Source organism: Azonexus hydrophilus (assembly GCF_038368255.1).
Taxonomy (GTDB): Bacteria; Pseudomonadota; Gammaproteobacteria; order Burkholderiales; family Rhodocyclaceae; genus Azonexus; species Azonexus hydrophilus.
On record NZ_CP151406.1, the window covers coordinates 2787743 to 2813660 of the forward strand.

The following is a 25918-nucleotide window of genomic DNA, read 5'->3' on the forward strand; positions in this document are numbered from 1 at the left end:
TCGTTCGCAACCAAAAGAGAACTGAACCATGGCCGATTATCCCTATCATGTCGCCGGTGGCAGTTTTACACCCAGCCGCCGCCCGCTGGCGTTGTTCGAGTCGATGACCAACGCTGCACCGCAGTTGCCGCAAGACGCCCCGACCAGCTCCCGACGCCGCAAGCTCTGGGAAATCGCCCACAAATTTCACTGCCCGGTGATCGGCACCTGCTTCGATGTCACTGAATTGCGCAGCCTGATGAAAAAGGTGATGCATTTCCCCGCAGACACCACCGATTTCGTCCTGCACACCACGGCCGTTGGCAATTGCGAGGTCCGCAGCAAACTCGCCGAAGTGCTGCACAAGCAACTGGAAAAGCGCTATCACGCCACCATTCGTCGCTTTGCCAGCGCCAAGGACAGCGACGCGCTGCGCAAGCTGTGGCGCGAAGCCACCGCCATCGGCAGCGAAATTCCGGCCGCCCTGTGGGCCACCTGGACTCACCCGGCCTGCGACTCGACGCTGGAGCACGAGGTCTATGGCGACATCCACATGATCCAGCATCAGGTCGGCACCGGCACCCGAGCCGATCTGAAGACGTTGAAGTCGCTACAGGCCGAAAACCGGCAACTCAAACAGCAACTGGAAAAAGCCCGCCAGGAAAACGAATCCCTGCGCCAGGAAAAATCCTCCGAGACCCAGGCACTGGGACAACGCGTCATCGACTTGCGCGCCGAACTGGCCGGGCGTGACGCCCTGATCGCCAACCAGGCCGGACAGCTTGATCTGTTGCGCGGCAGCCTGCCCGACCTCAAGGACCGGCAGAGCCTGCTGCGCCGCGCCAGCGATGCGGAAGCCCGATGCACCGCCCTGACCGCCGAGGCCGAGGGGCGCGAAACCGAGGTCTGGCACCTGCGCCAACGGCTGCGTCATGCCGAGGAAACGATCAACCAGTTGCTCAGCGAAGACGACGAGGCTTTGAAGCTTGCTGACACCACCGCCCCGGAAAATCTTTCCGGCAAATGCGTGTTGTGCGTTGGTGGCCGCACCGGCGCCGTCGATGCCTACCGGCAGGTCGTCGAACAGTCCGGCGGGCGTTTCATGCACCACGACGGCGGCCTCGAAGAGAGCCTGCATCGCATCGACAGCGCGCTGTCCGCTGCCGATCTGGTGATCTGCCAGGCCGGCTGCATCAGCCACAACGCTTACTGGCGGGTGAAGGAGCAGTGCCGGCGCACCGGCAAGCCCTGCCTGTTCGTTCGTAATGCCGGGGTTTCCAGTTTTGGCCGAGTGATCAGCCAGGCCTGCACCACCGAGTAAACTTCAATACGAATATTATTGACAATCGTTCTCGTTTAGTTACAATTGGAGACATCTGAGTTACATAAGAAACACATGAACACCCCGCCGAAACCCGCCCCGGATGCCAGCCCCCTGCCAGCAAGCAACGCCGCCCTGCCGCGCGTGGATAGCGGGCAGATTCTGCAAGGTGCCAACACCGTCGAAATCGAACACGCAGGCCAGCGTTATCTGTTGCGCGTGACCCGCGAAAACAAGCTGATCCTGACCAAATAGTTTTTCTCTCCGTTGTAAGACCTTTCCCGTAGCCAGCGCGCCTCCCGGCCAGCAAGCCAAGGGTTTTTTTCCTGGCGGGCGCGGAACCAACCGAACAAACGCCATGAGTTACGCTTTATCTCCCCCATCATCCAGCCGCCGCAGCGGCCTGCTGACCATCGTCATCGGCCTCCACGCCGGCGCCCTTTTACTGGCCCTGGCCGCCAAGACCGTGGCGCCGCAGATCATGGAAATGCCACTGATCGTCGACCTGCTGCCAGCACCGCAAATCGAAGCACCACCCGAAGCCAAGCCGCTCCCGATGGCCAAGCCCGAACCCGTGGTGCGCAAGCCGCTGCCTCAACCCAAAGCACCAACACCGGTCCTCGAAACCACCGCCAGCACGGCGCCGGCCGACAACGCCCCGGTCGCCCCGCCGCAGATCGCCGAACCCACGCCGCCAGCCCCGGCGCCAACGGCCCCGGCAATCAGTCAAGCCCGCTTCGACGCCGACTACCTGCGCAACCCGCCCCCCCCGTATCCGCCGCTATCGCGACGCATGGGCGAGGAAGGCAAGGTCATGCTGCGCGTTTCGGTCAATCCACAAGGCACGGCCGACAGCGTCGAGGTACGCACCTCTTCTGGCAGTAGTCGCCTGGACGAGTCGGCATTGAAGACCGTACGCAACTGGCGATTCATTCCGGCCAAGCGCGGCGATGTCGCCGTTCAGAGTTTCGTCCTGGTCCCCATCATTTTCAAACTGGAGCAATAGCAATGCAGGAAAGCGCACAAGAAAACGTCTTCGGGCTCGCCCATCTATGGGCCCAAGGCGATACCGTTTCCCACTCGGTCGCCATCGTGATTGTCGCCATGTCGATCGCCAGCTGGTACCTGATCCTGGCCAAGGCCTGGGACTGGTGGCGTCTGCGCAAGGCAGCCCGTGCCGTACCCGCATTCTGGGCCGCCAGCAGCGTCGCCGAAGGCATCGAAAAACTGCGCGAGGCCGGTGAAGACAGCCCCTACGCGCAACTGGCCAGCCAGGCCAACTGCTGCAATCACGACTGCGAAGCCGTTACCGGTCGCCTGGTTTCCCAGTTTGATCCGTCCGAGCAGATGGAACGTGCCCTGCGGCAGCAACTGTCGACCACTCAGGCCGGCATGGAAAACGGCCTGACCTTCCTCGCCACGACCGGCGCCACCGCCCCCTTCGTCGGCCTGTTCGGCACCGTCTGGGGCATCTACCACGCGCTGGTCGCCATCGGCATGACCGGCCAGGCCGCGCTGGAAAAAATCGCCGGCCCGGTCGGCGAAGCGCTGATCATGACCGCCGCCGGCCTGGCCGTCGCACTGCCGGCCGTGTTTGCCTACAACACTTTCACCCGCGCCAACCGCGTCATCTTCGCTGACCTCGACGCCTTTGCCCACGACCTGCATGCCTTCTTCACCATCGGCAAGCCGCTGGTCGCCAACAGCGCCCAGATCCACCCGATGCGTGCCCGCGCTGCTGCCGGAGCTGTCTGAGATGGGCATCGGCACCTTCAGCAACGGCGGCAACCAGATGCCGACCGCCGAAATCAACATGGTCCCGCTGATCGACGTGATGCTGGTGCTGCTGATCATCTTCATGATCACCGCACCGCTGATGACGCACTCGGTCAAGGTCGACCTGCCGCGCGCTTCAAGCACGCCCACCCCGGAAAAACCGATGACCCTGCAGGTGGCGATCACCGCCGACAACAAGGTGTTCATCGGTAGCGAACCGGTCGATGCGGCAACGCTGGAAACCCGTTTCCGCGACGCGGTCAGCCAGGACGCCAACGTCGAACTGCACCTCAAGGCTGACCGCGACAGCCGTTACGAAGCCGTCGCCGAAACCATGAGTGCAGCACGCCGGGCGGGACTGAGCAAGATCGGCTTCGTCACCCAACCCGGCAACAACGAATAAACAAAAAAACTCAGGGAGTTCATCATGCAGCACGTCGACCCGAAGCCACTCAGCCTCGCGATCATGCTCGCCTTCGCCGGCCCGGCGCTCGCCGACAAGCAGTTGAGCGAAATCACCGTTTCATCCGGCAAGACCGTGGGTGCCAAGCCGGTGCTGCGTGATGAAATCATCGCCACCGAATCACTCGGCGCACGCGAACTGGAAAAGACCGGCGCCACGATGCTGACCGAAGCACTCGACAAACGTCCAGGTATCTCGGTGCAGACCGAATGCTCGATCTGCAACGTGCGCAACGTCGTGCTCAACAACCTGCCGGGTCGCTACACCACGCTGCTGATCGACAGCATCCCGATCTTCTCGTCGGTGTCCACCGCCTACGGTCTGGACAGCGTCAGCCTCGGCGGTGTCGAGCGCATCGATATTTCCCGCGGCGCCGGTACCAGCCTGATTGCGCCGGAAGCGCTGGCCGGTTCGGTCAACATGGTCACCCGCCGCCCGACCAAGGACGAGTTCATCGGCGTCCAGCAATTCGGCTCCTACGGCCACATCAATACCGACCTGTTCGGCGCCAAGGTCTTCCAGGGGGGCGCCCTGACCGCCAATTTCAATCACAACGGCCACGACTCAGTCGACGCCGATGGCAACAAGGTTTCCGAATACACCGGCTTCAAGCGCAACCTTGGTGGCATCGGCTTCTTCCTCGATGATGTGGGCGGATTCAGCATCAAGGGGCGCCTGGACATCGTCGACGAAAAACGCATGGGCGGCGCCATGGGCGATGACTACGCGAAGGTCAAGGCCGACCAAAGCGGCAACCCCTTCCTGTGGAGCAAAGGCAAGAATGGCTCGCCAAGCAATGCCGGCTGGGTGACGGTGGATGGTTTCGACAGTGATGGCAGCGGTTTCATTGGCGACCATCCGGACGATGTGGCAGCCGGTGGCATTCGCAATTACGACGACGGTCTGGGCGGCATGTCGGAAATCATTTTCACCGACCGCCAGCAGTTCATCTCCAGCGCCACGCACAAGCTCGGCGACGGCAGCTTGCGTTTCGCCGTCGGCCTGGCCAAGCACAAGCAGGACTCCTACTACGAACATGCAATCTACAAGGCCGAGCAGACCCAGTACTACCTGGAAGCCAGCACCCAGCAGCCGATCGGCGCCACGCTGGTGACCGGCGGCGTCACCTACCGCTACGAAGACCTGAAGAGCAAGGGCGCAATGGCCGACGGCACGCCCAACGACGGTATCGACGACTACAAGTACAAAACCCCGGGCTTGTTCCTGCAGGCCTACCACGCCTTCCTCGACGGTGTCGTCGAGGTGAACGGTTCGGTTCGCTACGACGACCACAACATTTTCGGCGGCATCACCAGCCCGCGCTTCAACGTGCTGTGGAACCACAGCCACGAACTGAACAGCCGCTTCGCGGTAGGCCGTGGCTTCCGGGCACCGACCTCGTTCTTCGAACAGGATCACGGCATTCTCGATACCTCGCGCATCGTCCGCGACATCGACAAGGCCGAGATTTCCGACAATGCGTCCTACGCCCTCTCGTACGCCGGGGATCGTCTGGCCTGGGTCAGTTCGCTGAATTACAACAAGATCAAGAACATGGCGATGATCGACTCCGGGGCCACCGACCCGGTTTCGGGGGCCCCCATCACCTTGTTTACCTCGGCCAAGAAGCCAGTCACGGTCATCGGCGGCGACATCACGCTGACCTACAAGCTGACGCCGACACTGGAAACCACCGTCGCTGCCGAACGCTTCAGCTATCGTTTCTCGGAGCCCGGCACGCTCGCCTTCGCCCGTCCGGAAACCCGCGCCTACCTGCGCCTCGACTACGAGAGCGGCCCCTGGACCGGGATGATCCGCGGTACCTGGACCGGCCCGATGGACCTGAAGAAGTTCTACGACTACGCCAACACGCCGCGCTACAACTTCGACGGCACGCGCAAGATGGACAAGAGTCCGGACTATTGGACCATCGATTTGCGCGGTGAATACCGGCTCGACAAGCGCTGGTCGCTGTTCCTCGGCGTCGACAACCTGACCGACTTCAAGCAGTCGGACAAGGAAAGCATGCTCTGGGTCGATGGGGCCGGCAATTACGATGTCACCCAGATCTGGGGCCCGAATCGTGGCCGCTTCGTCTACGGCGGCGTAAAACTGGCCCTGTGATGCGGCGACTTGCCCTCATTCTCAGCCTGCTTGCCCAGACCAGCACAGCCTTGGCGACCGATCCCCCGTCGGTCGCCAAGGCAGCGCTCGACTTCGAACTTTCCGACGGCCACCGCTTCGTCACCCTGGCGTCGCTGCCGGCACAGCCGACGGTCATCAACTTCTGGCGCGCTGACTGCCCACCCTGCGTCCGCGAAATGCCCGAGCTTGCCGCCCTCGCCCGCGCCGGCCGGGTGCGCGTGATCACCGTCGCCCTGCAGCGCCCGGCCGAAACCGCCGCCGCACCAGCCGCCATCCAGGCGGCGCTGCAACCGCCGCTGCTCTCCTTGCACGGTCCGGGCGAACCGCGCGGGCTGCTCGCCCGCTTCGGTAACCGCGCCGGCGCCCTGCCCCACACCGTCATCCTCGACACCGATCGCCGCGCCTGCGCGCAGCACACTGGTGAAATCAACCGCCGCTGGCTGGCCGAAGCGCTGGCCACCTGCGGCAAAACCTGAACCGGGAAGTCCATGAACGCCACCACCGCCAACGCCATCCTTCTGGTCGGCCACCCCAACGTCGGCAAGTCCGTCCTCTTCCACCGCCTGACCGGCGCCTACGTCAACGTCTCGAACTATCCCGGGACCACCGTCGAAGTGACCCGCGCCAGCGCCCGCTTCGATCCTCAGGCGGCGCTGCTCGACACGCCGGGCGTGCTCGCGCTGCCGTCGCGCAGCGACGACGAGCGGGCGACCATGCGCGCGCTGCTCAACGAGTCGAGCCGCTGCCTGGTCCAGGTCGGCGACGCCAAGAACCTGCGCCGGACGCTGACCCTGACCGCGCTGCTCGCCGAACTCGGCGTCCCCATGGTGCTGGCCCTGAACATGCACGACGAGGCGACCGCGCGCGGCGTCACCGTCGACATCCCGGCGCTCGCCGAACAACTGGCGATTCCGGTGCTGGCCACCGTCGCCACCGGCGGCGAAGGCATCGGCGAGCTGACCGGCAGCGTCGCCCGCGCCGGCGTCGCCGACCGCATGCTGCGCTACGACCCGGCCCGCGAAGCCGACATCGAGGCGCTCGCCGCCGCCATCACCGAACACGCACCGCACCCGCGCCTGGCGGCACGCGGCCTGGCCATCCTCTTCCTCGGCAACGACAGCGAAGTCGAAGGCTGGCTGCGCGAACACGCCGGCGACGCTTACGGTCAACTCGACAATCTGCGCAAAAATGCCGTCGACCGTGCACCGGGCGATCTGCCCGGCCTGCTCGCCCGCGAGCGCACCGAAGCCGCCGACGCACTGGCCGCCACCGTCACCCGCCGCGCCGTCAACAGCAGCCCGCTGCTCTCGCAGCGCATCGGCCAGGCCGTCGTCCATCCGCTGTGGGGCATTCCCATCCTGCTCGCCGTGCTCTACGCGGTGTACCAGTTCGTCGGCGTCTTCGGCGCGACGACGCTGGTCGGCCTGCTTGAGGAAGACCTTTTCGAAGGCATCCTCAACCCCGGCTTCACCGGGCTGGTCCAGGGCTGGTTCGGCGAAGGCCTGATCAGCGAGCTACTGGTCGGCGACTACGGCCTGTGGACAATGGGCATGACCTACGCGCTGGCGCTGATCCTGCCGATCGTCACCACCTTCTTCATCGCCTTCGGCGTGCTCGAGGATTCGGGCTACCTGCCGCGCCTGTCGGTGATCGCCAACCGCCTGTTCGCGGCAATCGGCCTCAACGGCCGCGCCGTGCTGCCGATGGTCCTCGGCCTCGGCTGCGTGACGATGGCGACGCTGACCACACGCATCCTGCATTCGCCGCGCGAACGCCTGATCACCGTCTTCCTGCTGGCGCTGGCGATTCCCTGCTCGGCCCAGCTCGGCGTCGTCCTCGGCATGCTCGGCGGCGTGTCGTTTTCTGCCGTACTCATCTGGACCCTGGCCATGGTCGGCGTCCTGCTGCTCGCCGGCTTCCTCGCCGCCAAGCTGATCCCCGGCCGGCGCATCCCGCTGGTCACCGAACTGCCGCCGATGCGCCTGCCGATCGCCGGCAACGTCGTCAAGAAGACCGCCGGCCGCCTCAAGTGGTACCTGATCGAAGTCATCCCGCTGTTCCTGATCGGCACCTTCCTGATGTTCGCACTCGACAAGATCGGCGTCCTGCCGGCCATCATCGAAGCCGGCGAACCGCTGGTCAGCGGCTGGCTCGGCCTGCCCAAGGAAGCCTCGGCCGCCTTCGTCATGGGCTTCCTGCGCCGCGACTTCGGCGCTACCGGCCTGTTCGTCATGGCCGACGCGCTCGACCCGATCCAGGCCGTGGTCGGCATGATCACGATCACGCTGTTCATTCCCTGCTTCGCCAGCCTGCTGATGATGGTCAAGGAACGCGGCATGAAGACGGCCCTGGCGATGGTCGCGGTCATCGTTCCCTTCGCCTTCTTCATCGGCGGCCTGTTCAACCTCGCCCTGCGCGCCCTCTGGTAAGACGACCATGAGCCAACACAACGAAGCCCGCCTTCCCCTCGCCTTCATCGCCCCCGGCAGCGAAGTCCGCCTCGCCGGCCTGGGCGACGAGATCGACCCGCTCCAGCGCGAACAGCTGACCGCCTACGGCCTGGCCGAAACGCAGCCGGTCAGGGTGCTCCAGCAAAAGCCGATGACGGTGATCCTCGCCGACGAAGTCGAGCTCGCGCTCGAACACGCGGTCGCCCGCCACATCTGGGTCGTCAGCTGAGCCCCGGGCGCCGTCCGCGATGTCCGCCGCCACCAGCCCGGATCCGCTGCACCAGCTGTACGCCAGCCACCACGGCTGGCTGCACGGCTGGCTGCGGCGCAAGCTCGGCTGCCCGGAGCACGCCGCCGACGTCGCCCAGGACACCTTCCTCCGCCTGATCGGCTCGCGCGACGCGCTGCTCGCGCTGTGCGAACCGCGCGCCTGGCTGACCACCACGGCCAACCGCCTGATCATCGACCGGGCCCGCCGCCACGCCGTCGAGCAGGCCTGGCTCAACGAACTGGCGGCGCTGGCCGACCCGCTCGCCGGCTTCGCCTCGCCGGAAGAACAACTGCTTGCCGCCGAGGCGCTGGCGCAGATCGCCGCCGCCCTCGAGGCGGTCCCGGCGAAGGCCGGCGAAGCCTTCCTGCTGCATTACCTGGACGGACTGACGCACGCCGAGATCGGCGAACGCCTCGGCGTCGGTCCGCGCATGGTGCGCAAGTACCTGGTTCAGTGCCTGGTCGCCTGCGCCCCGGCCGAACCGACATGAACCGGCGCCTCGAAGAGACCCCGGAAACGCTGGCCGAACAGGCCGCCGACTGGATCGTCCGGCTTTCCGCCGACGAAGCCGGCGAACGGCGCGCCGCCGAATCCGGCTTCGCCGCCTGGAAACAGGCCGATCCACGCCACGCCGCCGCCGCCGCCCGCCTCGAGGCGCTGCTCGGCCGCCTCGACCATATCCGCGACAACGGCAGCCAGGCCCCGGCCCGGCAGGCGCTGCGCGCCGCCCGGCCGCGGCGGACGCCGCGCCGCATCGGCGCCGCCCTCGCCCTGGGCGCCGCCCTGCTGCTGCCGGCCTGGCTGGCGCTGCATTCGGCGCCGGCACCGGTGCTGCTCGCCGACCTGCGCACCGGCAGCGGCGAATGGGCCGAACGCACGCTGGCCGACGGCAGCCGGCTGTCGCTCAACGGCAATTCCGCGGTCGACCTCGAATTCGACGCAAAAACCCGGACCATCGCGCTGCTGCGCGGCGAAATCCTGGTCGATGTCGCCCCCGACCGCGACCGCCCCTTCGTGGTCAGCACCGCGCACGGCAGCATCCGCGCGCTGGGCACGCGCTTCCTGGTCAGCCGCGAGGCCGACGCGACCGTGCTCAGCATGATCGAGTCGCGCGTCGAGGTCAGCATCGACGGCCAGCCCCGGCCGCTCGTCGTCGGCGCCGGCCAGCGCCTGCGCTTCACCAGCGGCGACGCCGGCGAACTGGCCGCGGTCGACGGCGAACTGCTCGAAACCGCCTGGCAGCGGCACCAACTGGTGGTCCGCAACGAGCCGCTGGGCAACGTCCTCGACCAGCTCGCCCGGCACCGCCCGGGCCTGCTCCGCTACGACGCGGCGGCGCTCGCCGGCCTGCACGTTTCCGCGGTGCTGCCGCTCGACGACACCGACCGCGCCCTGCAACTGCTGATCAACAACTTCCCCGGCCTGCGCATCCGCACGCTGACGCCCTACCTGGTCGTCGTCGATCACCCGAAAACCCGCTGAAGATTTTTTTTGCCCGGACAGTTCCGCTTTCGCGATCTCGTCCGTCAATACCCATGAAAGACGAGATTGGGTAGCCACGCAGCATCCACAGTCGCGCCAGCCAGTTCCGGTACTCGTCCCTGCCCGCCCGGGCTTGCCAACCCCAATGGACGCCGACGATGACTAAACCGACCACTCCCCCGACCCGCCACGGCCGCCTGCGTACCCGCCTGAAGCCGCTGGTTTTCCTCACCCACCTGGCCTTGACCGCGACCCTCGCTGCCACCACAGCACCAATCGCTTATGCCCAGGCCAACCGCCACTACGACATTCCGGCCGGCCCGCTCGACGCCACCCTCAACCGCTTCGCGGTGCAATCCGGCGTTTCGCTGGCGATCGACGCCGAAAAGCTCAAGGGCCTGAACAGCGAAGGACTCAAGGGCAACTACGCAATCGACGCCGGTTTCACCGCACTGCTGCGCAACACCGGCTACGGCGTCGCCCGCACGCCCTCCGGCTACATCCTGGTCGCGCTGCCGAAGAGCGTCGAAGCGTCTGCCGGCAACACCCGCGAGGCACAACTGGCACCAGTCATCGTTGTCGATCAACGTGAGCCTTTGGGTACGACGGTAATCAGCCGCAGAACCATTGAAGCAATGCCTGCCGGCAACGGAGACATCACCAGCCTGCTCAAAACTGTCCCGAACATCCAGTTCGACAACAAACAGCAGAGCAGCAAGACTCCCGGGGAAATCGCGCCCGCTGACATCAGCATCAATGGCGCCAAGTACTACCAAAACGCATTCATTGTTGACGGCACAAATTTCAATAACGACATCGACCCCGGCGAACGAACCGAATCCAGGATCAATTCCCTTGCTGATGTTCCCGGACAAAGCCAGGGCTTGGCCCTGGACACCGACTTGCTCGACAGCATCACTGTGTACGACAGCAACGTACCCGCGTCCTACGGCCAATTCAATGGGGGCGTTGTCGAAGCCAAAACGCGCAAACCCAGCAAGGAACTGCGCGGCAAGATTTCCTACCAGATGTCGCGGTCCTCGTGGACCCGCTATCACATTGACGACAGAGAACAGCAGGATTTTGAGAATTCCTCGTCGCACTTCGATCAACCCGAGTTCGAAAAAACCATCCTGCGTGCCACGCTGGAGGGCCATCTGACAGAAAACTTCGGGCTGATGGCCAACATCTCGCAGAAGCGTTCGACCGTTCCGACGAGTTTCTACTCGTCTACCAACGTAGCAACCATGGGGGTCCAGAAGCGAGACCAGGAACGCTCGATCGACAACTATTTTCTCAAAGCATTCTGGAAACCAGTCAGCCGGCTTGACCTGGAAGGCAGCATCACGCATGCACCGGAACAAAACACCTACTGGCGAGGCAATGCTGCCAATTCCTCTTTCGAGACCCGTAACGGAGGGAAACTGTTAACGCTGGCTGCCAAATGGGATGGCGACGCGGTCAAATTCAATCAGAGCCTTTCCTATAGCGAATTCGATCAATCCCGAGACTCGGATTTCGATGACTGGTACACCTGGCGAAAATCCTCGAGCAAATTCTGGGGTATCGGCAACACCGCAAGCACCAGCAGTCTTGAAGGAGGCTACGGAGATATCGAGCAACAGCAAAAGACATGGCGCTACAAGGCCAGCGGCGACTGGAACACATTCAATCTTCTCGGCATGCAGCACAGCATCCAGAGCGGCTTCGAATTTTCTCACCAACAGGTCAACTATAAACGCCTGACCGAAAACAGCACCTACACGACACCAGTTTCGACAGCTACCTGCACCAACAGTAGCGGTGTCGTGGTCGATGCCTGTTCGCTGGGCACCACAGTCAACGGATGGCCTGGTCAACTCCTGACGCGGCGCACCCGTTTCGCCAAGGGGGAATTTGATTTCACCGTCACCCAATGGGGCGCCTGGCTACAGGATGATTTGGAAATCGGGCGCCTATCCTTGCGTCCTGGCGTTCGAGTGGACGGCGACGACTACACCAACAAAACGACTGTCGCCCCGCGACTGGCCATCAAGTATGACCTGTTCGCCGACAGCACCACCATCCTGAATGCCGGCGTCAATCGTTACTATGGCCGCAACATCACCGGCCTGCGTCTGCGCGAGGGGCGCAACCGTCTGCGCTACAACAGCGAGCAGCGAAACACCGTTGATTCCACCTGGACGGTGGGCACTAGGGCCGCCGACAACATGAAGTTCAATCAGCTCGATATTCCTTACGACGACGAGCTGATGGCCGGCATCGAACAACAATGGCGAGGGTTCAACTACCGCCTGAAATATGTCCATCGTCAGGGCCGAGACCAAATCATCCAGGTCAAGGGCAGCAGCATCGGCGAACCGTCTACCGACCCGACCAATCTCTCCAGTAGCTATACGACATACACCAACGGTGGCAAGAGCGAAACCGACGTTGTGTCATTCACAGTGACTCCGCTTGAAGAGTTTAGCTGGCTCGGCACCCGAACCAAAGGCCAATTGGCCCTTGACTGGTGGCAGAGCAAGAGTAACGCCCCGGACTACATTGACACCGACACCGACATTTACCTTGCCAACCCGTACATTCAGTACAAGGGCAGCGTAATGCGCTATACCGATCGTCCGGCAGAAAACTTCAACCGCCCATGGACTCTGCGTCTCAGCACCGAAACCAGGATCCCGCAATGGAATCTCACCTGGTCGAACTTCCTTCGCTATCGCGCGGCTTACAAAGCCGTCGGTCAAGTTGCCTCAGCCAACACCTCGGGGGTATTCCATGAAGGAATACAAATCGCGGTCTGGGAAGAGCGCAGCTACAAGCCCGCCCTTACCTGGGATCTGCGCCTCGGCTGGGAATACCCGACAACTCGTGATCAAGCCTTCTTCGTCAATTTCGATGTCTTCAACGTACTCGATAAGGCTTCGGTTGCCCAAAGCAGTGTCAGTTCCAGCACCATCCCCACCTACGAAATCGGCCGCCAGTTCTGGGTAGAGCTTGGCTACCGTTTCTGACTTCTTCACTGTCGACGTGCGCCGGCCGAAAACGCCGGCGCCTTCACTCCCGAATGCCATGAAAAAAATTCTCCCTTTGATCATCCTTGGCCTGCCGTTCCTCGCCTCCGCAGCCAGCGATTGTCGCCAACCGCTAGATGGCCGCGACCCGGGCTGCCTGCGCCAGGCCTACGCCCGGCCGCTGGCCGAGTGGCCGGCGCCGCAGGTCGAAGGTCAGGTCGCCTGGCAGGAGATGGCGTCGGCAAAAACGCCCGACCTGCCATCCATGATTTCCTACCCGATGCTCAAGCTCGGCATCCGTCTGTTCTTCGATCCGGCACTGTCGGCGTCCGGCAAGATCGCCTGCGCTTCCTGCCATCGCCCCGAGCATGCCTACGCCGATACGCTGGCGGTCACGCCCGGCCACGAAGGGCGTCAAGGCCGGCGCAATGCGCCGGCGCTGGTCGGCGTCGCCGGCGCCAGCAGCCTGTTCTGGGACGGCCGCGCGCCGACGCTGGAACACCAGGCGCTCGGCCCGATCGCCGACCCGGCCGAGATGGCAATGGAGCTCAAGGAACTGCCGGCCAAGCTGACGGCGATCCCCGGTTACGCCGAGGAGTTCGCCGCCGCCTGGGGCGACAGCGCGGTGACGCTGGAACGCATCCAGGGCGCGCTTGCCGCCTACCAGCGCACGCTGGTTGCCGAGCATACCGCCTTCGACGCCTTCATCGACGGCGATCACAAGGCACTCGACGACCGCCAACTGCTCGGCCTCCACCTGTTCCGCACCAAGGCACGCTGCATGACCTGCCACAGCGGTCCGGCACTCAACGACAACGAATTCCACAACCTCGGCCTGACCTACTTCGGGCGTAAATACGAAGACCTCGGCCGCTACAACGTCACTGGCAAGAATGAGGACGTCGGCAAGTTCAAAACGCCGACGCTGCGCAACGTCTCGCGTAGCGGCCCGTGGATGCACAACGGACTGTTCCGCTCGCTGCGCGGCATCGTCAACATGTACAACGCCGGCATGTTCCACCCCAAACCCGCCAACGAGGCACAGGCCAAGGATCCGCGCTTCCCGGTGACATCAACACTGGTCAAGCCGCTTGAGCTCGACGAGCGCGAAATGCAGGCGCTTGAAGCTTTCCTGAAGACACTTTGATGCGCCGACTCGCCATTCTCGCCCTCGCCGCGCTACCAGCACTGGTCGCTGCCTCGCCCTGGCAGCCCGAAGCCCGTGCCGGCGGCTTTTCTTCGTATCGGCTGAACAACGGCTTTCGCCTGATCCTGGCGCCCTTTCCCGATGCGCCGACAACGCGCGTCGAGCTGCTGGTCAAGACCGGCAGCAAGCACGAAGGCTATGGCGAAACCGGCATGGCCCACCTGCTCGAACACATGCTGTTCAAGGGTGCCGGCCGCCACCACGACCTCAAGCAGGCACTGACGGCCCTGGGCGCGACCTGGAACGGGACCACCAACACCGACCGCACCAATTATTTCGCCACCGTGCGCGCCGAGCCGGAAAAAATCGATGAATTGATCCGCATCGAGGCCGACCGCTTCCTGCGCCCGACTTTCAGCGCCGCCGACCTGGCCAGCGAGATGACCGTCGTGCGCAACGAACTCGAACGTAACGACAACAACCCGGGCAGCCTGGTCGCCCGCGCCCTGCAACGTCAGAGTTTCTTCTGGCACGGCTACGGGCGGCCGACCATCGGCGCCCGCAGCGATATCGAGAACGCCCCCTTTGCCGCGCTGCAGGCTTTCCACCACCGCCACTACCGGCCGGACAACGCAGTCCTGATCGTTACCGGCAAGTTCGACGCGGCGCGCGTGCTCGACCTTGTCGGTCAACTGTTCGCGCCGGCCCAAAACCCGCCCGGCCCGCCGCCAGCCACATGGACCCGCGAAGAGGCCGAACGCCTGCGCCAGCGCGCCGAAATTTACCGCGAAAGTGGCAGCACCGTTGCCGCTGTGGCCTGGCTGCTGCCCGGCGCCAGCGACCGCCAGACGCTAGCCGTCGACCTGGCGCTGCCGGCGCTGTGCGCCGACAGCTGGGGCAGCCTGCGGCGGACGCTGGTCGATGAAAAACGTCTGGCCCTCGGCGCCGCCTGCGTCGTGCAGGACCACCCCGAATACTCACTACTGATCGCCAACGTCAGCCACGATAAAGACGCCGACGCGGCGACGCTGGCCGCCGCCTTGCGCGAGGCGGTCGACCATTTCGCCCGCCACGGCATCGATGCTGCCCAGCTCAAGCGCGTGCGCACCAGCCGCCTGCGCCAGTTCGACCGCGCCCGGCTTTCACCCGAGACGACCGCCAGCGCCCTCTCGGGGGCCGAAGTTGCCGGCGACTGGCGGCTGTTCTTCGTTGAACGCGACATCGTCGCCACGCTGACGCTGGACGAGATCAACGCCGCGCTGCGCCACTGGATCGCCGGCGTCGCCCCGGCCGAAGTCCTGCTCCACCACGGGCCGCCGCCGCGCACGCCTGAACCGCCGGCGGCGGTTCCCGGGCGGATGCTGGTCGAGGCCCACGGTAAACGCGACTGGCCGGTACCGACGCTGGCCATCGACCCGTTACCGAAATCGCCGGCCGAGCTCGGTACCGCCACCGTCGCTATCCCGCTGGCCGACCCGTCGGCCAAAGCCGCGCTGATCTCGCGGCGGACCCAGGACGGCCGGGCGCGGCTGGTGATTGCCAACGATTTCGGCGACAGCGAATCGCTGCGCGGGCGCCAGACTGCCTGCCGGGTTGCCGGCAGCCTGCTCGCCGAGGGCGGCGCCGGCATCGAACGCAGCGAACTCGGGCGCAAACTCGCCACGCTGCAGGCGCAGGCCAGCCAGAGCCTCGGCCGGATCAGCCTGACCGCACCACCGGCCGAGCTCGGCCCTGCACTCGAACTACTGCTCGCCGTGCGCCGCCAGCCAGCGCTGCCGGAAGCCGCCTTCGAGCGCATCCGGGCGATGGAGATCGCCAGCCTTGAGGCCAGCCAGAAGCACCCGGGTGAACTGGCAAACCGGCAGGCCATGCTGCGCTTCAACAACTATCCGCCCGAACACCCCAACCGCCAACGCACGGTGGCCGAGCAACTGGCTGAACTGCGCGCCCTGAGCCTCGACGACGTGCGTCGCTGCATCGCCGATTTCGGCGGCCGTTCGCAATTGCGCATTGCCGCTGTCGGTGACCTCGACGAGGCAGCAGTCCAGGGCTTCTGGCAGAGCTTGCAAAGCTTGCCGCAAGCCACGCTACCCTACGCCAGAATCGCCCAGCCGACAGCGCCGGAGCAGGTGGACACCGACGCCATCGTGGTCGCACAGGGGCTTTTCCCGAACGCCGATGTCGTCGGCCTGAGCCAGCTACCGCTGCGCGACGACGACGAAGATTACCTGCCCCTGGCGCTCGCCGTCCGCCTGCTCGGCGGCGACGCCAGCAGTCGCCTACGTGTGCGTGTGCGCGAGCAGGAAGGCCTGGCCTACAGCGTCAATGCCGCGCTCGCGGCCAACCCCTTCGACGCCCGCGCCCGCCTGACGATCGCCGCCAGCGTCGCCAGCGACCAGGCCGAGCGTGCCCGCGACATCCTCCGCGAAGAACTGGCGCGGGCGCTCGCCGAAGGCTTCAGCGAGCAGGAAGTCACTGCCGGTATCGCCCGCTGGCAGGAAAGCCGGCGCCGCGCCGTGCAGGCAGAAACCACCTATGCCGACCGCCTGGCGGCGATGCTGCAGACCGGCCGCGACGCTACCTGGGACGCCACGCACGACGCGCGTATCGCCGAACTCACGGCAGCCGGGGTCAATGCTGCGCTGCGCCGTCATCTCGGCCAGGCGCCTATCGTCTGGGCGATCGGTAAAGGGCAAGCTGACAACACAAATGAGAACGGTTCGTAGTTCATTGTAAATAAAGCACTTTTTCGGGAACATTGCTTCAATTCGATCGTCTTAGCTCTTACAATCCGGCCCACGGCAAGCCAGCCGCGTCACGCCAGCCAGCCACCCCTCATTCTCAGGAGAAATGCCATGAAGGGCGACAAGAAGATCATCGACATCCTCAATGAATTGCTGACCGGCGAACTGACTGCCGTTGACCAGTACCTGATCCACGGCGAGATGTACGCCGACATGGGTCTCAACGAACTGGCCCAGAAGTCGATCCACGAATCCGACCACGAACGCCAGCACGCCCGCGCGCTGATCCAGCGCATCCTCTTTCTCGAGGGCAAACCGGACCTGTCCAAGCGTAACCCGATGAAGGTCGGCAAAGCCGTTCCGGAAATGCTCAAGGCCGACCTCGCACTCGAATACCAGGTCGACGGCGACCTCAAGAAGGCCATCGCTGCCTGCGAGAAGGCCCAGGACTACGTCTCCCGCGACATGCTGGCGGTGCAACTGGAAGACACCGAAGTCGACCACGCCTACTTCCTGGAAAAACAATTGCGCCTGATCGAACTGGTCGGACTGCAAAACTACCTGCAGAGCCAGATGGGCTCGGGCAGCCCGGCCTGAGGAGCGCGACATGAAAGGCGACAAGAAGGTCATCGACATCCTCAACAAGGTCCTCAAGAACGAGCTGACCTCGATCAACCAGTATTTCCTGCACGCCCGCATGTTCCGTAACTGGGGCCTGGAAAAGCTCAACGACTACCAGTACAAGCAGTCGATCCGGGTGATGAAGGAAGCCGACGAGCTGATCGAGCGCATCCTCTTCCTCGAAGGCCTGCCCAACCTGCAGAACCTCGGCAAGCTGATGATTGGCGAGAACGTCGTCGAATGCCTGCAGGGCGACCTGAAGTACGAGCAGACCATCCAGCGCCCGCTGCTGATCGAAGCCGTTGCCCTGTGCGAGGAACTCCAGGACTACGTCAGCCGCGAGCTGCTCGAAGACCTGCTCGAACACTGCGAGGAAGCCATCGACTGGCTGGAAACCCAGCAATCGCTGATCAAGGACGTCACCCTGCCGAACTACCTGCAGGCGCACATGGAGCCGGGCGAAGGCTGAACCCGCCTTTCACCCAGGTAAAACCGCGGCTAGTCCGCGGTTTTTTATTGCCCGCCTTCCGGGCATTCTTTTTGCGACAACGAGGCCACGGGGCGGGAATTGTCGTCAAGACAACAAATCGCTCAAAGTTTATTGACATTCATTCGCATCTGTATAGAATGCAAATTATTCCTATTTGAATCTCCACGGAGACGTGTCATGTACGTTTGCGTTTGCCAGGCAGTCACAGATCGCCAAATCCGCGAAGCCGCGGAAAGCGGCGCGCGCACGCTCAAGGACCTGCGCCGTGACCTCGGTGTCACCCGCGACTGCGGCCGCTGTGCTTCGTGCGCGCATGAATGTCTCAAGGAAGTACATGGCCAGCAGGGCAAACCGAGCAAGCTCATGCGAATGGCGGCCTGATCACCCAGGTCAATGAAAAACGGGAACCTTGAGGTTCCCGTTTTTCATTGTTCAGCGATACCCTACCCTGTCCAGCAGTTTCTGTGCTGCCGGCAACTGGTTGGCAATCGTCACCAGCGCCGTTGTATCCGGCTTGAATTGACCAAGTTCGGCCAGTTCTTCGTTATGCACTTTGACCGTCGGCACCGCCGGCCACTCGTTGTTGCCGTTGGCGAAATAACGTTGAGCCTCGTCACTGGCCAGGTACTCGAGGAAACGCAGCGCCGCTTCGCGGTTGCGGCTGGTCTTGACCATACCGCCACCAGAGACGTTGATGTGGGTGCCGTAGTCATTCTGGTTCGGCCAGACAATACCGAGCCGCTTGACCAGGTTGCGGTCCTCGACCCGCTCCGAAGCCATCATCCGGGCCAGGTAGTAGCTGTTCGAGACAGCCACGCCGCATTCGCCGCTGGCCACCGACTTGATCTGGTCGGTATCCCCACCTCTGGGATTGCGTGCCAGATTGGCAACGAGACCACGCGCCCAATCCTCCGCCCTGGCTTCGCCATGATGAACCACTTGTGCGGCAACCCAGGTCAGGTTGTAGATATGCCCACCGGGAATGCTGCAGTACATGCCCTTCAGCTTGGGATCGGCAAGCGACTCATAGGTCGGTACATCCTCGGCCTTGAGCTTGCGCTTGTTGTAGATGATCATCCGCGCCCGGGTCGAGAAGGCAAACCAGGTATCCGAGCGCAGGTGCGCGGGAATCCGGCTCTCCAGCACGGCCGACTTGACCGGAGCGAAGATGCCCCAGGCGTTGGCCACGGCCAGACTGGCAGCGTCCACGGTGATGAAGACGTCGGCCGGACTGTTCACCCCTTCGTTGCGTATGCGCTCGAGCAATTCGTGCGCCTTGCCTTCGATACGGTTGATGCGGATGCCGGTCTGCTTGGTGAAATCGTTGTACAAGGCCTCATCGGCTTGGTAATGGCGGGCTGAATAGAGATTCAGCACTTTCTCCTGGGCCTGTGCTGCGTTCAGCGATAGCAAGGCAACCAGCAAGGGAAAAAGTTGTTTCATCATTGCTTTGCTTCCCTTTACGGCTGCGCCCACTGACGCAGCAGGTTGTGATAAACGGCGGTCAGCTTGAGCAAGCGCTCATCGTCGGGCGACACCACGCCGGTCATGCCCTGGATGGCCTGATCAAGGTCGAAGAGCAAGGTGCGCGAACTGTCGTTCTGGACCATGCTCTGGATCCACATGAAGGAGGCGACACGCGCCCCGCGCGTCACCGGCGTCACCCGGTGCAGGCTGCTCGACGGGTAGAGCACCATGTCGCCAGCCTCCAGCTTGGCCGCCTGGATGCCGAACGGACCTTCGATCTCCAATTCGCCACCATCGTATTCTTCCGGCTCGGCCAGGAACAAGGTTGCCGACAGGTCGCTGCGCACCGAAACCGACGTTCCCGGCACCTGCATCACCGCGCTATCGACATGCGCACCATAGGTCCCGCCATCGGCGTAGCGGTTGAACTTGGGCGGGTAGATACGTGCCGGCAAGGCCGCTGAAATGAACAGCGGGGTACTGCCGAGCTTCCTCAGGATGCGGTTGCCAAGCTCGACCGCCAACGGCGAACCATCCTCCAGTTGCAGGTTGCGCTTGACCGCCCGAGCCAGGGTGCCGGCCGTCTTCAGTCCATCCTGCCAGTCCGCTGCGTCGAGCAAATCGCGAAACTGTTTCACTTCGTCCTTGCTGAGGACGCCTTCGATCGGAATCAACATGCTTAAGCCTCGTCCTTGTTTCGATAAATCATTTGCGGGCCAATGTCGGCCAATGTGGCGCAGCCCGCCTGGGCCATGCATGCCTCGAGCTCCTCGCGCAACAGGCGCAGCATGTGAGCCACGCCCAATGCGCCCGCGACCGCCAAGGCATAGACCTGCAGGCGGCCAACCAGTACCGCGTTGGCTCCCGCAGCCAGCCCCCGGAAAATATCGGTACCCGAACGGACACCGCTATCGAGCAACAGGGGATAGCCGGGCCCCACCGCCGCGCGTATCGCTGGCAGCACCTCCAGGCTCGCCGGTGCGCCATCGAGCGAACGGCCACCATGATTGGAAACGACCAGCCCGGCGATCCCCATCGCTTTCAGCATCAACGCATCCTCCGGATGCAGTACGCCCTTGACGACAATCGGCAGCCGGGTCTGCCCGAGCAGCCAGCGCAGGTCATCGAGATTGGGAGCACCGGCCATGGCCCCCTGGAAAATGCGGCTCTGCCCTCGCGCCAGCGCAAGCTGTGCGGGCGCTCGATAATTCGTCAGATTGGCGGCAACAACTCGCGCCGGCATCGAAAAGCCACTACGCAACGCCCCAAGACTGGGCAGTTTTATCGCCGTATCCAGAGTCACCACCAGCACCTGGCAAGCTGCAGACTCCGCACGTCTGACAAGGTCCAGTGTTGCCGCCTGATCAGCTTGGAAATAAAGCTGGAACCAGCGTGCCTCACCCGCATGCGGCATGGTTTCCTCGATGCTGCGCCCCGACAGGGTACTCAGGATCAGGCAGCTATCGGTCGCCGCCGCCGCCCGGGCAACGTCGATTTCTCCTTGCGGATGCGCAAGTGTCTGATACGCCAGCGGTGCCAGCATGATTGGATGCGGCAGCGCATGACCCAACAGCGTGCTCGCCAGGTGCCCATGCCGGACGTCACGCAAAAGACGCGGCCAGAGGCGGACCGAGTCAAAGGCCTCACGGTTGGCCCGCAAAGTCGAATCCCGACCGCAGCCCCCGGCGATATAAGCGTAATCGGCTTCACTCAGGAAGTGTCGGGCCAGGATTTCGTAATCCTGAGCACAATGGACTTCACCAGGGATGGAATTGAGGGCAGCCATGGAATGAAAGGATGAATTTTTTCAAAAGCGATACGGGCGAACCCACTGGGGTCGCCCGTACTGTTACCACGTCGCGTCAGAAGTCGTAGTTCAGGGTCAAACGGGCATTACGCGCGTCGCCCTTGTAGACGAAACTACCGGATCGATAGCCAGCCAGGTAATAATCCTTGTCGAGGACATTGCCGATATTCAGGCGCAGCTTGGCAGCCTTGTTCAGGCGGTAATCAGCAAACAAATCCCAGACTGTGTAGGCTGGAATCGGTTGATTGTAGACACCATTGGCGTCATATGACGCTGCAGTATCAGGCTCGCCGGCATACTTCTCACTTTCGTATTTGACCGCAGTACCGAAGGCAAAGGCCGGTGTGGCCTGATAGCGCAACTGCGCCGATGCCGACGTATCGGCAAAATTGCTCAAAGTTTTCCCAATTTTCGATGCCGTTGCCGACTTGGTAACCTTGGCATTCATGAAAGTGACGCCGGCGAAGGCACTGAGCTTGTCGGTAAGATTGCCAGCCAGACCAAACTCGACCCCCCTCACTAGGTTCGCTGCACTGTTGAAGGTGCCTGTCGAGGAATAGCCATTAGCCTCCATCACATCACTTTTTTTGATGTGAAATAGTGCTGCAGTGGCCAGCAACTTACCCCCCATCAGGTCCCACTTGGTACCCAACTCGAGGTTTTGCGTCGTCTCCGGCTTGGCACCGGCTGCGCTGCCATTGAAGGTAATCAAGCCGCCATAACCGCCGCTGGTTCCAACATCGGATTCGCCACCATTAATATCCTTGGCCGAGGCATAGGTCAGATAGACATTTGCATATGGAAGGAATTTGTAGGTCACGCCGACATGACCGTTCCACATACTGTCACTGTATGAATAATCGCCGGTTATTACACTGGTCGCCGGCGTCTGGGTTTTCAACGAGAGCTTGGTATGGTCGTAACGTACCCCGGCGAATGCGGTCCATTTGTCACTCAGATCGACAGTATCCATGACCGAGAGCGAAACTGTCTTGGCACGCCAGTCCTGATCCCAATTGAACTTGCTGATATTGCTGTGATCGATTGCTCCCTGAACGCCAGAAAAAGGAACATTGGGAGCGGTAGGCTGATTTGTTGCAGTAACGCCATTGATCGAGTAGATACCATTCAAGACCGCATGGTCGGTGTACTCCAGGCCAAAATTCCACTCGTGTTTCATGCCGGCAATTTGGGCATCCACGAACAGATTGGTCTGATTGGCGAAGTAATCTACCTCCTGCCAACCTTGATGGGTCGTCAGTCGCAATGCGCTATCACTGACGTAGCCAGCGCCGGTAACCACGTATCCGTTTTCTGATTTACCCCAACGAGTGGCATTGGTCAGCCGGACATTATCGTTGAAACGGTAATTCAGACGAGCAGTCAGGGTATCGACATGGGACTTCAGGAAATCCCCATCCTGAGCGTAAACCGGCGGATTTTCGAAGGGCTTGCGGTTGGGAACCGTACCATACAGATAGGTACCCATATCCGGACGGTCGTTGCCTCGAAAACCATAGTAATCGAGCAGGACACTCAAGTTCTCACTCGGTTTGAACAGTCCCGACAGCGCGACACCCTTGCGTTCCCGATCAGCTGGATTACGGTCCGGGACCTCTTCATAGCTGTAAAGCAAGTTGGCACGCAATGCCACCGTATCGCTCAATGCATAATTGGTATCAAGGGTAAAACGCTGATGATCATCAGTACCCAGGCCTACCGAAAGTTTGGTGAAGTCATAGTCGGTCGTTGCCTGCTTGGTGATTGAATTGATCGCACCACCGGCCGTTCCACGGCCGGCGAAACTCGAACTCGGCCCCTTGGAAACTTCGACTTGTTCGACGGCAAAACTTTCTCGGATGCTCATCCCGGGATCGCGCAAGCCATCAACGAAGACATCGCTACGAGCTTCCTGACCACGGATGATGTAGCGGTCGCCGAAAGCATTGCCGTTTTCGCCGGTACCCAGCGTAATCCCCGGTTGCGTATCGAGAATGTCGCGCAGGTCGGTGTAACCCGAATCCTCGATCTGCGTTTTTGTCAGCACGTTGATTGTGGCCGGCGTTTCGGCTAACGGGCGCTTGCGTCGCTCGTCGCCGGAAATTCGGGCCTTGTACGGCGCATCCGGTTCGGCGTAGGGATTGTGATCGATCACACGCTCAACCACGGTCACCGTAGCCATTTCCGTTTCCTTGGCCGCTTCGTCGGCGATAGTGGAAACCGGTGCCAGCATGGCGGTGGAGATGCCGATGGCGATGCTGGTCTTGGTATAGGAAGGGGAATTGGTCCGGAAGCTTGCCGGAACCATCACATGACGGGCTTTTCGTTTCACAGTCGTATCCTTGGAAACACGCTGCGCGGGACAATCCGAAAAGCTGGAGACAAACCCTATGCCCAACCGCCTGACGGGTGCCCCAACAGCGATACGGTTGGGGAAAAGCTGGCTGGCTGGCGGCTGGCTTGCTTCTAATTGCGGTTGATAATATATATCATTTACAAATTTGTGACAAAAAACACAACATATGCGGGCATATCAGCGCCCCTAATGTTGTATTTTTACAATCCTCTGGCACCCCATTTGCAGCATGCTTGACAGGACACCGACCAGCGCATCCCGTGACATCAGGACCTGCAGGACGAACGGGTAGCCATCGAATCGTGAAGTATCCGGCAGCACAAAAGCCTGCATCTCACCCGCCGAAAACGCCTTGCCGTTCCAGGTTTCGGCAAGATGCACACCAGCCAGGGATCTGAGCAGCCGAAGTTGCTGTTCCACATCGGCCATCGTCAGCCCTTCTGCCACGCCCGCCATCAGGACACAGGATTCCTCAGGCGAGGAATCACGGGCGTCACTCGGCATCGAACCCCGCATCCTCGATCGCCGCCAGCAATTCAGCCCGGGAAATCGCCTGCGGGTCGAAAGCCACTGTCGCCGCGGCCTTTTCCAGCGACACTTCGGCCGTCGCGACGCCGGACAGCGCGCTCAGGACGCCGGTAATGTTCTTAACGCACCCCTGGCAGCTCATGCCGCCGATGCTGATCTCGGTATTTTCCATGGCTCATTTCTCGTAACGAAAGGGTTGATCGCGCAGCAGTTCGGTCATCCGGGCTGCCGTCACGGGACGACTGAAATGATACCCCTGAACCATGCTGCACCCCATCTGGCGCAGCAGGGCGAGCTGCTCGGCAGTCTCCACGCCTTCAGCGAGGACGGTCAGGCGCAGGCTGCTGCCCATGTTGACGATGGTCGACGCAATCGCCCGGTCATCTGCATCAGTCTCCAGGTCCATGATGAAGGAACGGTCGATCTTCAGCTTGCCGACCGGAAAACGCTTCAGGTAGGCCAGCGAAGAGTAACCGGTGCCGAAATCGTCGAGCGACAGGCAAACGCCCATGCGATTGAGTGCCGACAGGGTGCCGAGGGTAAATTCCGCGTCGTGCATCACCGTCCGTTCGGTCAATTCGAGTTCCAGGCGCTCAGCGGCCAGCCCCGTGGTACCCAGGGCACCGGCGACCATTTCGACGAATCCGGCCTGGCGGAACTGCACCGGCGCCACGTTGACGGCCATGGTCCGCAAGGACAGACCGGCATCGATCCAGGCCTGCGCCTGGCGACAGGCTTCGAACAGGACCCAGTCGCCGATCGGGTTGATCATGCCGGTTTCCTCGGCCACCGGAATGAAGCGATCCGGCATGATCACCCCGAGATCGCGGTGGCACCAGCGGATCAGCGCCTCGACGCCGACGATCTCGCCGCTGCGCAGGCAGACCAGCGGCTGGTAGTGCAGCTCGAATTCGTCACCGGTCAGCGCATGACGCAGGCTGCTCTCCATCATCAGCCGTTCCAGCGTCGCCGTGTTCATCTCCCGGGAATAGAACTGGAAGGTGTTGCGCCCGAGCTCCTTGGCCTTGTACATCGCCGTATCGGCGTTCTTGAGCAGGGTGTCGATATCCCTGCCGTCCTGCGGATACAGGCTGATGCCGATCGACGAAGTCACCGTCAGTTCGTGCCCGCCGACCGAGAACGACGAGCCGGCGATTTCCAGCACCCGGCGGGCGACATCCGCCGCGCTGGCAGCACTGACATCGGGCAGCAGGATGATGAACTCGTCGCCCCCCAGGCGCGCCAGCGTATCGACCCGGCGCACGACGCCGGTATAGCGCTGCGCCAGCGCGCACAGCAGATCATCGCCGACGCTGTGGCCCAGTGAATCGTTGACCCGCTTGAAGTGGTCGATGTCGAGGAACATCAGGGCAGCAGTGCCGCCATCGCGTTCGGCCGAAGCAATCATCTGCGCCATGCGATCATGCAGCAGGCGCCGGTTGGGCAAGCCGGTCAGGGCGTCGAAATCGGCCAGCTCGCGGATGCGCCGTTCGGCGTTCTTGCGCTCGGTGACGTCGAGCACCGTGCCCACCGACACCGGCAGATCGCCGAAAGTTGCCGGCATACCGAGGACCGACATGGTAAACAAGGAGCCATCCTGGCGCCGGGCAGTCAGTTCGTACGCCTTCCCCGGCACCCCGGCGGCACGCAGGGCCATCTGTTCGCGGACCAGGTCATGCTGTTCGGGAACAACCAGGTCGAGCGGACCGATACGGCTTTGAAAATCCTCGGCGCTGTAACCGAACAGCTCGCATATGAAAGGATTGACGTAAATGAAGCGCCCGCCGCCGAGAACGAAGATGCCGACCTGCGCCGCCTCCATGGTGGCCTGAAACAAGTTGGTTCCTTCACTGGCCACCC

General features: G+C 62.7%; 24 protein-coding genes. 17 read left to right on the forward strand and 7 right to left on the reverse strand.

What is annotated here, in order from left to right; translation table 11 throughout:
* Positions 1-28 precede the first annotated feature (28 nt).
* From AADV58_RS13430 to AADV58_RS13510, 17 genes are all read left to right on the forward strand, one after another.
* Complete coding sequence (locus AADV58_RS13430) at positions 29-1300, forward strand: DUF2325 domain-containing protein (protein WP_341743437.1); 1272 nt, start codon at positions 29-31, stop codon at positions 1298-1300.
* Positions 1301-1375: 75 nt separating this feature from the next.
* The gene (gene hemP, locus AADV58_RS13435) at positions 1376-1555 is read left to right on the forward strand and encodes a hemin uptake protein HemP (protein ID WP_281984513.1); all 180 of its coding nucleotides are present in this window, start codon (positions 1376-1378) and stop codon (positions 1553-1555) included.
* Positions 1556-1658: 103 nt separating this feature from the next.
* Complete coding sequence (locus AADV58_RS13440; RefSeq protein WP_341743438.1) at positions 1659-2306, forward strand: TonB family protein; 648 nt, start codon at positions 1659-1661, stop codon at positions 2304-2306.
* Positions 2307-2308: 2 nt separating this feature from the next.
* Positions 2309-3055 (forward strand): MotA/TolQ/ExbB proton channel family protein, encoded by a 747-nt coding sequence (locus AADV58_RS13445; RefSeq protein ID WP_028994736.1) that lies wholly within the window; start codon positions 2309-2311, stop codon positions 3053-3055.
* A gap of 1 nt (position 3056) precedes the next feature.
* On the forward strand, positions 3057-3479 hold the full coding sequence (locus AADV58_RS13450) for an ExbD/TolR family protein (RefSeq protein WP_028994735.1): 423 nt from the start codon (positions 3057-3059) through the stop codon (positions 3477-3479).
* Between the two features lie 24 nt (positions 3480-3503).
* On the forward strand, positions 3504-5663 hold the full coding sequence (locus AADV58_RS13455; protein WP_051295328.1) for a TonB-dependent receptor plug domain-containing protein: 2160 nt from the start codon (positions 3504-3506) through the stop codon (positions 5661-5663).
* The gene (locus tag AADV58_RS13460) at positions 5663-6160 is read left to right on the forward strand and encodes a TlpA family protein disulfide reductase (protein ID WP_051295327.1); all 498 of its coding nucleotides are present in this window, start codon (positions 5663-5665) and stop codon (positions 6158-6160) included. Before AADV58_RS13455 ends, AADV58_RS13460 begins: the two co-directional genes overlap by 1 nt.
* A gap of 12 nt (positions 6161-6172) precedes the next feature.
* Positions 6173-8113, forward strand: coding sequence for a ferrous iron transport protein B (gene feoB / locus AADV58_RS13465; RefSeq protein ID WP_341743439.1), 1941 nt, complete (start codon positions 6173-6175; stop codon positions 8111-8113).
* Positions 8114-8120: 7 nt separating this feature from the next.
* Positions 8121-8363 carry a ferrous iron transport protein A gene (locus AADV58_RS13470; RefSeq protein WP_341743440.1) on the forward strand — a complete coding sequence of 81 codons (243 nt, stop codon included), beginning with the start codon at positions 8121-8123 and terminating at the stop codon, positions 8361-8363.
* A 19-nt stretch (positions 8364-8382) separates the two neighbouring features.
* Positions 8383-8895, forward strand: a complete 513-nt coding sequence (locus AADV58_RS13475) for a sigma-70 family RNA polymerase sigma factor (RefSeq protein WP_341743441.1) — start codon at positions 8383-8385, stop codon at positions 8893-8895.
* Entirely contained in the window at positions 8892-9887 is a 996-nt protein-coding gene (locus AADV58_RS13480) for a FecR family protein (RefSeq protein WP_341743442.1), read from the forward strand. Before AADV58_RS13475 ends, AADV58_RS13480 begins: the two co-directional genes overlap by 4 nt.
* Positions 9888-10045: 158 nt before the next feature.
* Positions 10046-12898 (forward strand): TonB-dependent receptor, encoded by a 2853-nt coding sequence (locus AADV58_RS13485; protein ID WP_341743443.1) that lies wholly within the window; start codon positions 10046-10048, stop codon positions 12896-12898.
* A 58-nt stretch (positions 12899-12956) separates the two neighbouring features.
* Positions 12957-14045: a cytochrome-c peroxidase gene (locus AADV58_RS13490; protein WP_341743444.1), complete on the forward strand. Its 1089-nt coding sequence runs from the start codon at positions 12957-12959 to the stop codon at positions 14043-14045.
* A complete protein-coding gene (locus tag AADV58_RS13495) occupies positions 14045-16771 on the forward strand; it encodes a M16 family metallopeptidase (protein ID WP_341743445.1) in 2727 nt (908 codons plus the stop codon). The genes AADV58_RS13490 and AADV58_RS13495 overlap by 1 nt, the downstream gene beginning before the upstream one ends.
* A gap of 129 nt (positions 16772-16900) precedes the next feature.
* Positions 16901-17386 carry a bacterioferritin gene (bfr, locus tag AADV58_RS13500; protein WP_281982111.1) on the forward strand — a complete coding sequence of 162 codons (486 nt, stop codon included), beginning with the start codon at positions 16901-16903 and terminating at the stop codon, positions 17384-17386.
* 10 nt (positions 17387-17396) lie between these two features.
* The gene (gene bfr, locus AADV58_RS13505) at positions 17397-17879 is read left to right on the forward strand and encodes a bacterioferritin (RefSeq protein ID WP_281982113.1); all 483 of its coding nucleotides are present in this window, start codon (positions 17397-17399) and stop codon (positions 17877-17879) included.
* Between the two features lie 198 nt (positions 17880-18077).
* Positions 18078-18281 carry a (2Fe-2S)-binding protein gene (locus AADV58_RS13510; RefSeq protein WP_028994725.1) on the forward strand — a complete coding sequence of 68 codons (204 nt, stop codon included), beginning with the start codon at positions 18078-18080 and terminating at the stop codon, positions 18279-18281.
* Positions 18282-18332: 51 nt separating this feature from the next.
* Here AADV58_RS13510 and AADV58_RS13515 read toward each other — a convergent pair whose 3' ends face one another.
* The 7 genes from AADV58_RS13515 to AADV58_RS13545 form a co-directional block, all read right to left on the reverse strand.
* Positions 18333-19346: a Fe(3+) ABC transporter substrate-binding protein gene (locus AADV58_RS13515; RefSeq protein ID WP_028994724.1), complete on the reverse strand. Its 1014-nt coding sequence runs from the start codon at positions 19344-19346 to the stop codon at positions 18333-18335.
* A 14-nt stretch (positions 19347-19360) separates the two neighbouring features.
* Positions 19361-20044, reverse strand: coding sequence for a Fe2+-dependent dioxygenase (locus AADV58_RS13520; protein ID WP_341743446.1), 684 nt, complete (start codon positions 20042-20044; stop codon positions 19361-19363).
* 2 nt (positions 20045-20046) lie between these two features.
* A complete protein-coding gene (locus tag AADV58_RS13525) occupies positions 20047-21153 on the reverse strand; it encodes an alpha-hydroxy acid oxidase (protein ID WP_341743447.1) in 1107 nt (368 codons plus the stop codon).
* Positions 21154-21229: 76 nt separating this feature from the next.
* On the reverse strand, positions 21230-23506 hold the full coding sequence (locus tag AADV58_RS13530; protein WP_245580517.1) for a TonB-dependent receptor: 2277 nt from the start codon (positions 23504-23506) through the stop codon (positions 21230-21232).
* A gap of 210 nt (positions 23507-23716) precedes the next feature.
* Positions 23717-24034: a hypothetical protein gene (locus AADV58_RS13535; protein ID WP_157272461.1), complete on the reverse strand. Its 318-nt coding sequence runs from the start codon at positions 24032-24034 to the stop codon at positions 23717-23719.
* Positions 24024-24230 carry a heavy-metal-associated domain-containing protein gene (locus tag AADV58_RS13540; RefSeq protein ID WP_028994719.1) on the reverse strand — a complete coding sequence of 69 codons (207 nt, stop codon included), beginning with the start codon at positions 24228-24230 and terminating at the stop codon, positions 24024-24026. Before AADV58_RS13540 ends, AADV58_RS13535 begins: the two co-directional genes overlap by 11 nt.
* A 3-nt stretch (positions 24231-24233) precedes the next feature.
* Positions 24234-25895, reverse strand: a complete 1662-nt coding sequence (locus AADV58_RS13545) for a putative bifunctional diguanylate cyclase/phosphodiesterase (protein WP_341743448.1) — start codon at positions 25893-25895, stop codon at positions 24234-24236.
* Positions 25896-25918: the final 23 nt, after the last annotated feature.

Excerpts from the sequence above, each read along its gene's own strand:
- AADV58_RS13535 (WP_157272461.1), bottom strand. The coding sequence starts at position 24,034 with ATGCCGAGTGACGCCCGTGATTCCTCGCCTGAGGAATCCTGTGTCCTG.
- bfr (WP_281982111.1), top strand. The coding sequence starts at position 16,901 with ATGAAGGGCGACAAGAAGATCATCGACATCCTCAATGAATTGCTGACC.
- AADV58_RS13445 (WP_028994736.1), top strand. The coding sequence starts at position 2,309 with ATGCAGGAAAGCGCACAAGAAAACGTCTTCGGGCTCGCCCATCTATGG.
- AADV58_RS13455 (WP_051295328.1), top strand. The coding sequence starts at position 3,504 with ATGCAGCACGTCGACCCGAAGCCACTCAGCCTCGCGATCATGCTCGCC.
- AADV58_RS13440 (WP_341743438.1), top strand. The coding sequence starts at position 1,659 with ATGAGTTACGCTTTATCTCCCCCATCATCCAGCCGCCGCAGCGGCCTG.
- AADV58_RS13515 (WP_028994724.1), bottom strand. The coding sequence starts at position 19,346 with ATGATGAAACAACTTTTTCCCTTGCTGGTTGCCTTGCTATCGCTGAAC.
- feoB (WP_341743439.1), top strand. The coding sequence starts at position 6,173 with ATGAACGCCACCACCGCCAACGCCATCCTTCTGGTCGGCCACCCCAAC.
- bfr (WP_281982113.1), top strand. The coding sequence starts at position 17,397 with ATGAAAGGCGACAAGAAGGTCATCGACATCCTCAACAAGGTCCTCAAG.
- AADV58_RS13470 (WP_341743440.1), top strand. The coding sequence starts at position 8,121 with ATGAGCCAACACAACGAAGCCCGCCTTCCCCTCGCCTTCATCGCCCCC.
- AADV58_RS13510 (WP_028994725.1), top strand. The coding sequence starts at position 18,078 with ATGTACGTTTGCGTTTGCCAGGCAGTCACAGATCGCCAAATCCGCGAA.
- AADV58_RS13490 (WP_341743444.1), top strand. The coding sequence starts at position 12,957 with ATGAAAAAAATTCTCCCTTTGATCATCCTTGGCCTGCCGTTCCTCGCC.
- AADV58_RS13480 (WP_341743442.1), top strand. The coding sequence starts at position 8,892 with ATGAACCGGCGCCTCGAAGAGACCCCGGAAACGCTGGCCGAACAGGCC.
- AADV58_RS13475 (WP_341743441.1), top strand. The coding sequence starts at position 8,383 with ATGTCCGCCGCCACCAGCCCGGATCCGCTGCACCAGCTGTACGCCAGC.
- AADV58_RS13485 (WP_341743443.1), top strand. The coding sequence starts at position 10,046 with ATGACTAAACCGACCACTCCCCCGACCCGCCACGGCCGCCTGCGTACC.
- AADV58_RS13495 (WP_341743445.1), top strand. The coding sequence starts at position 14,045 with ATGCGCCGACTCGCCATTCTCGCCCTCGCCGCGCTACCAGCACTGGTC.
- hemP (WP_281984513.1), top strand. The coding sequence starts at position 1,376 with ATGAACACCCCGCCGAAACCCGCCCCGGATGCCAGCCCCCTGCCAGCA.
- AADV58_RS13520 (WP_341743446.1), bottom strand. The coding sequence starts at position 20,044 with ATGTTGATTCCGATCGAAGGCGTCCTCAGCAAGGACGAAGTGAAACAG.
- AADV58_RS13525 (WP_341743447.1), bottom strand. The coding sequence starts at position 21,153 with ATGGCTGCCCTCAATTCCATCCCTGGTGAAGTCCATTGTGCTCAGGAT.
- AADV58_RS13430 (WP_341743437.1), top strand. The coding sequence starts at position 29 with ATGGCCGATTATCCCTATCATGTCGCCGGTGGCAGTTTTACACCCAGC.
- AADV58_RS13460 (WP_051295327.1), top strand. The coding sequence starts at position 5,663 with ATGCGGCGACTTGCCCTCATTCTCAGCCTGCTTGCCCAGACCAGCACA.
- AADV58_RS13540 (WP_028994719.1), bottom strand. The coding sequence starts at position 24,230 with ATGGAAAATACCGAGATCAGCATCGGCGGCATGAGCTGCCAGGGGTGC.
- AADV58_RS13450 (WP_028994735.1), top strand. The coding sequence starts at position 3,057 with ATGGGCATCGGCACCTTCAGCAACGGCGGCAACCAGATGCCGACCGCC.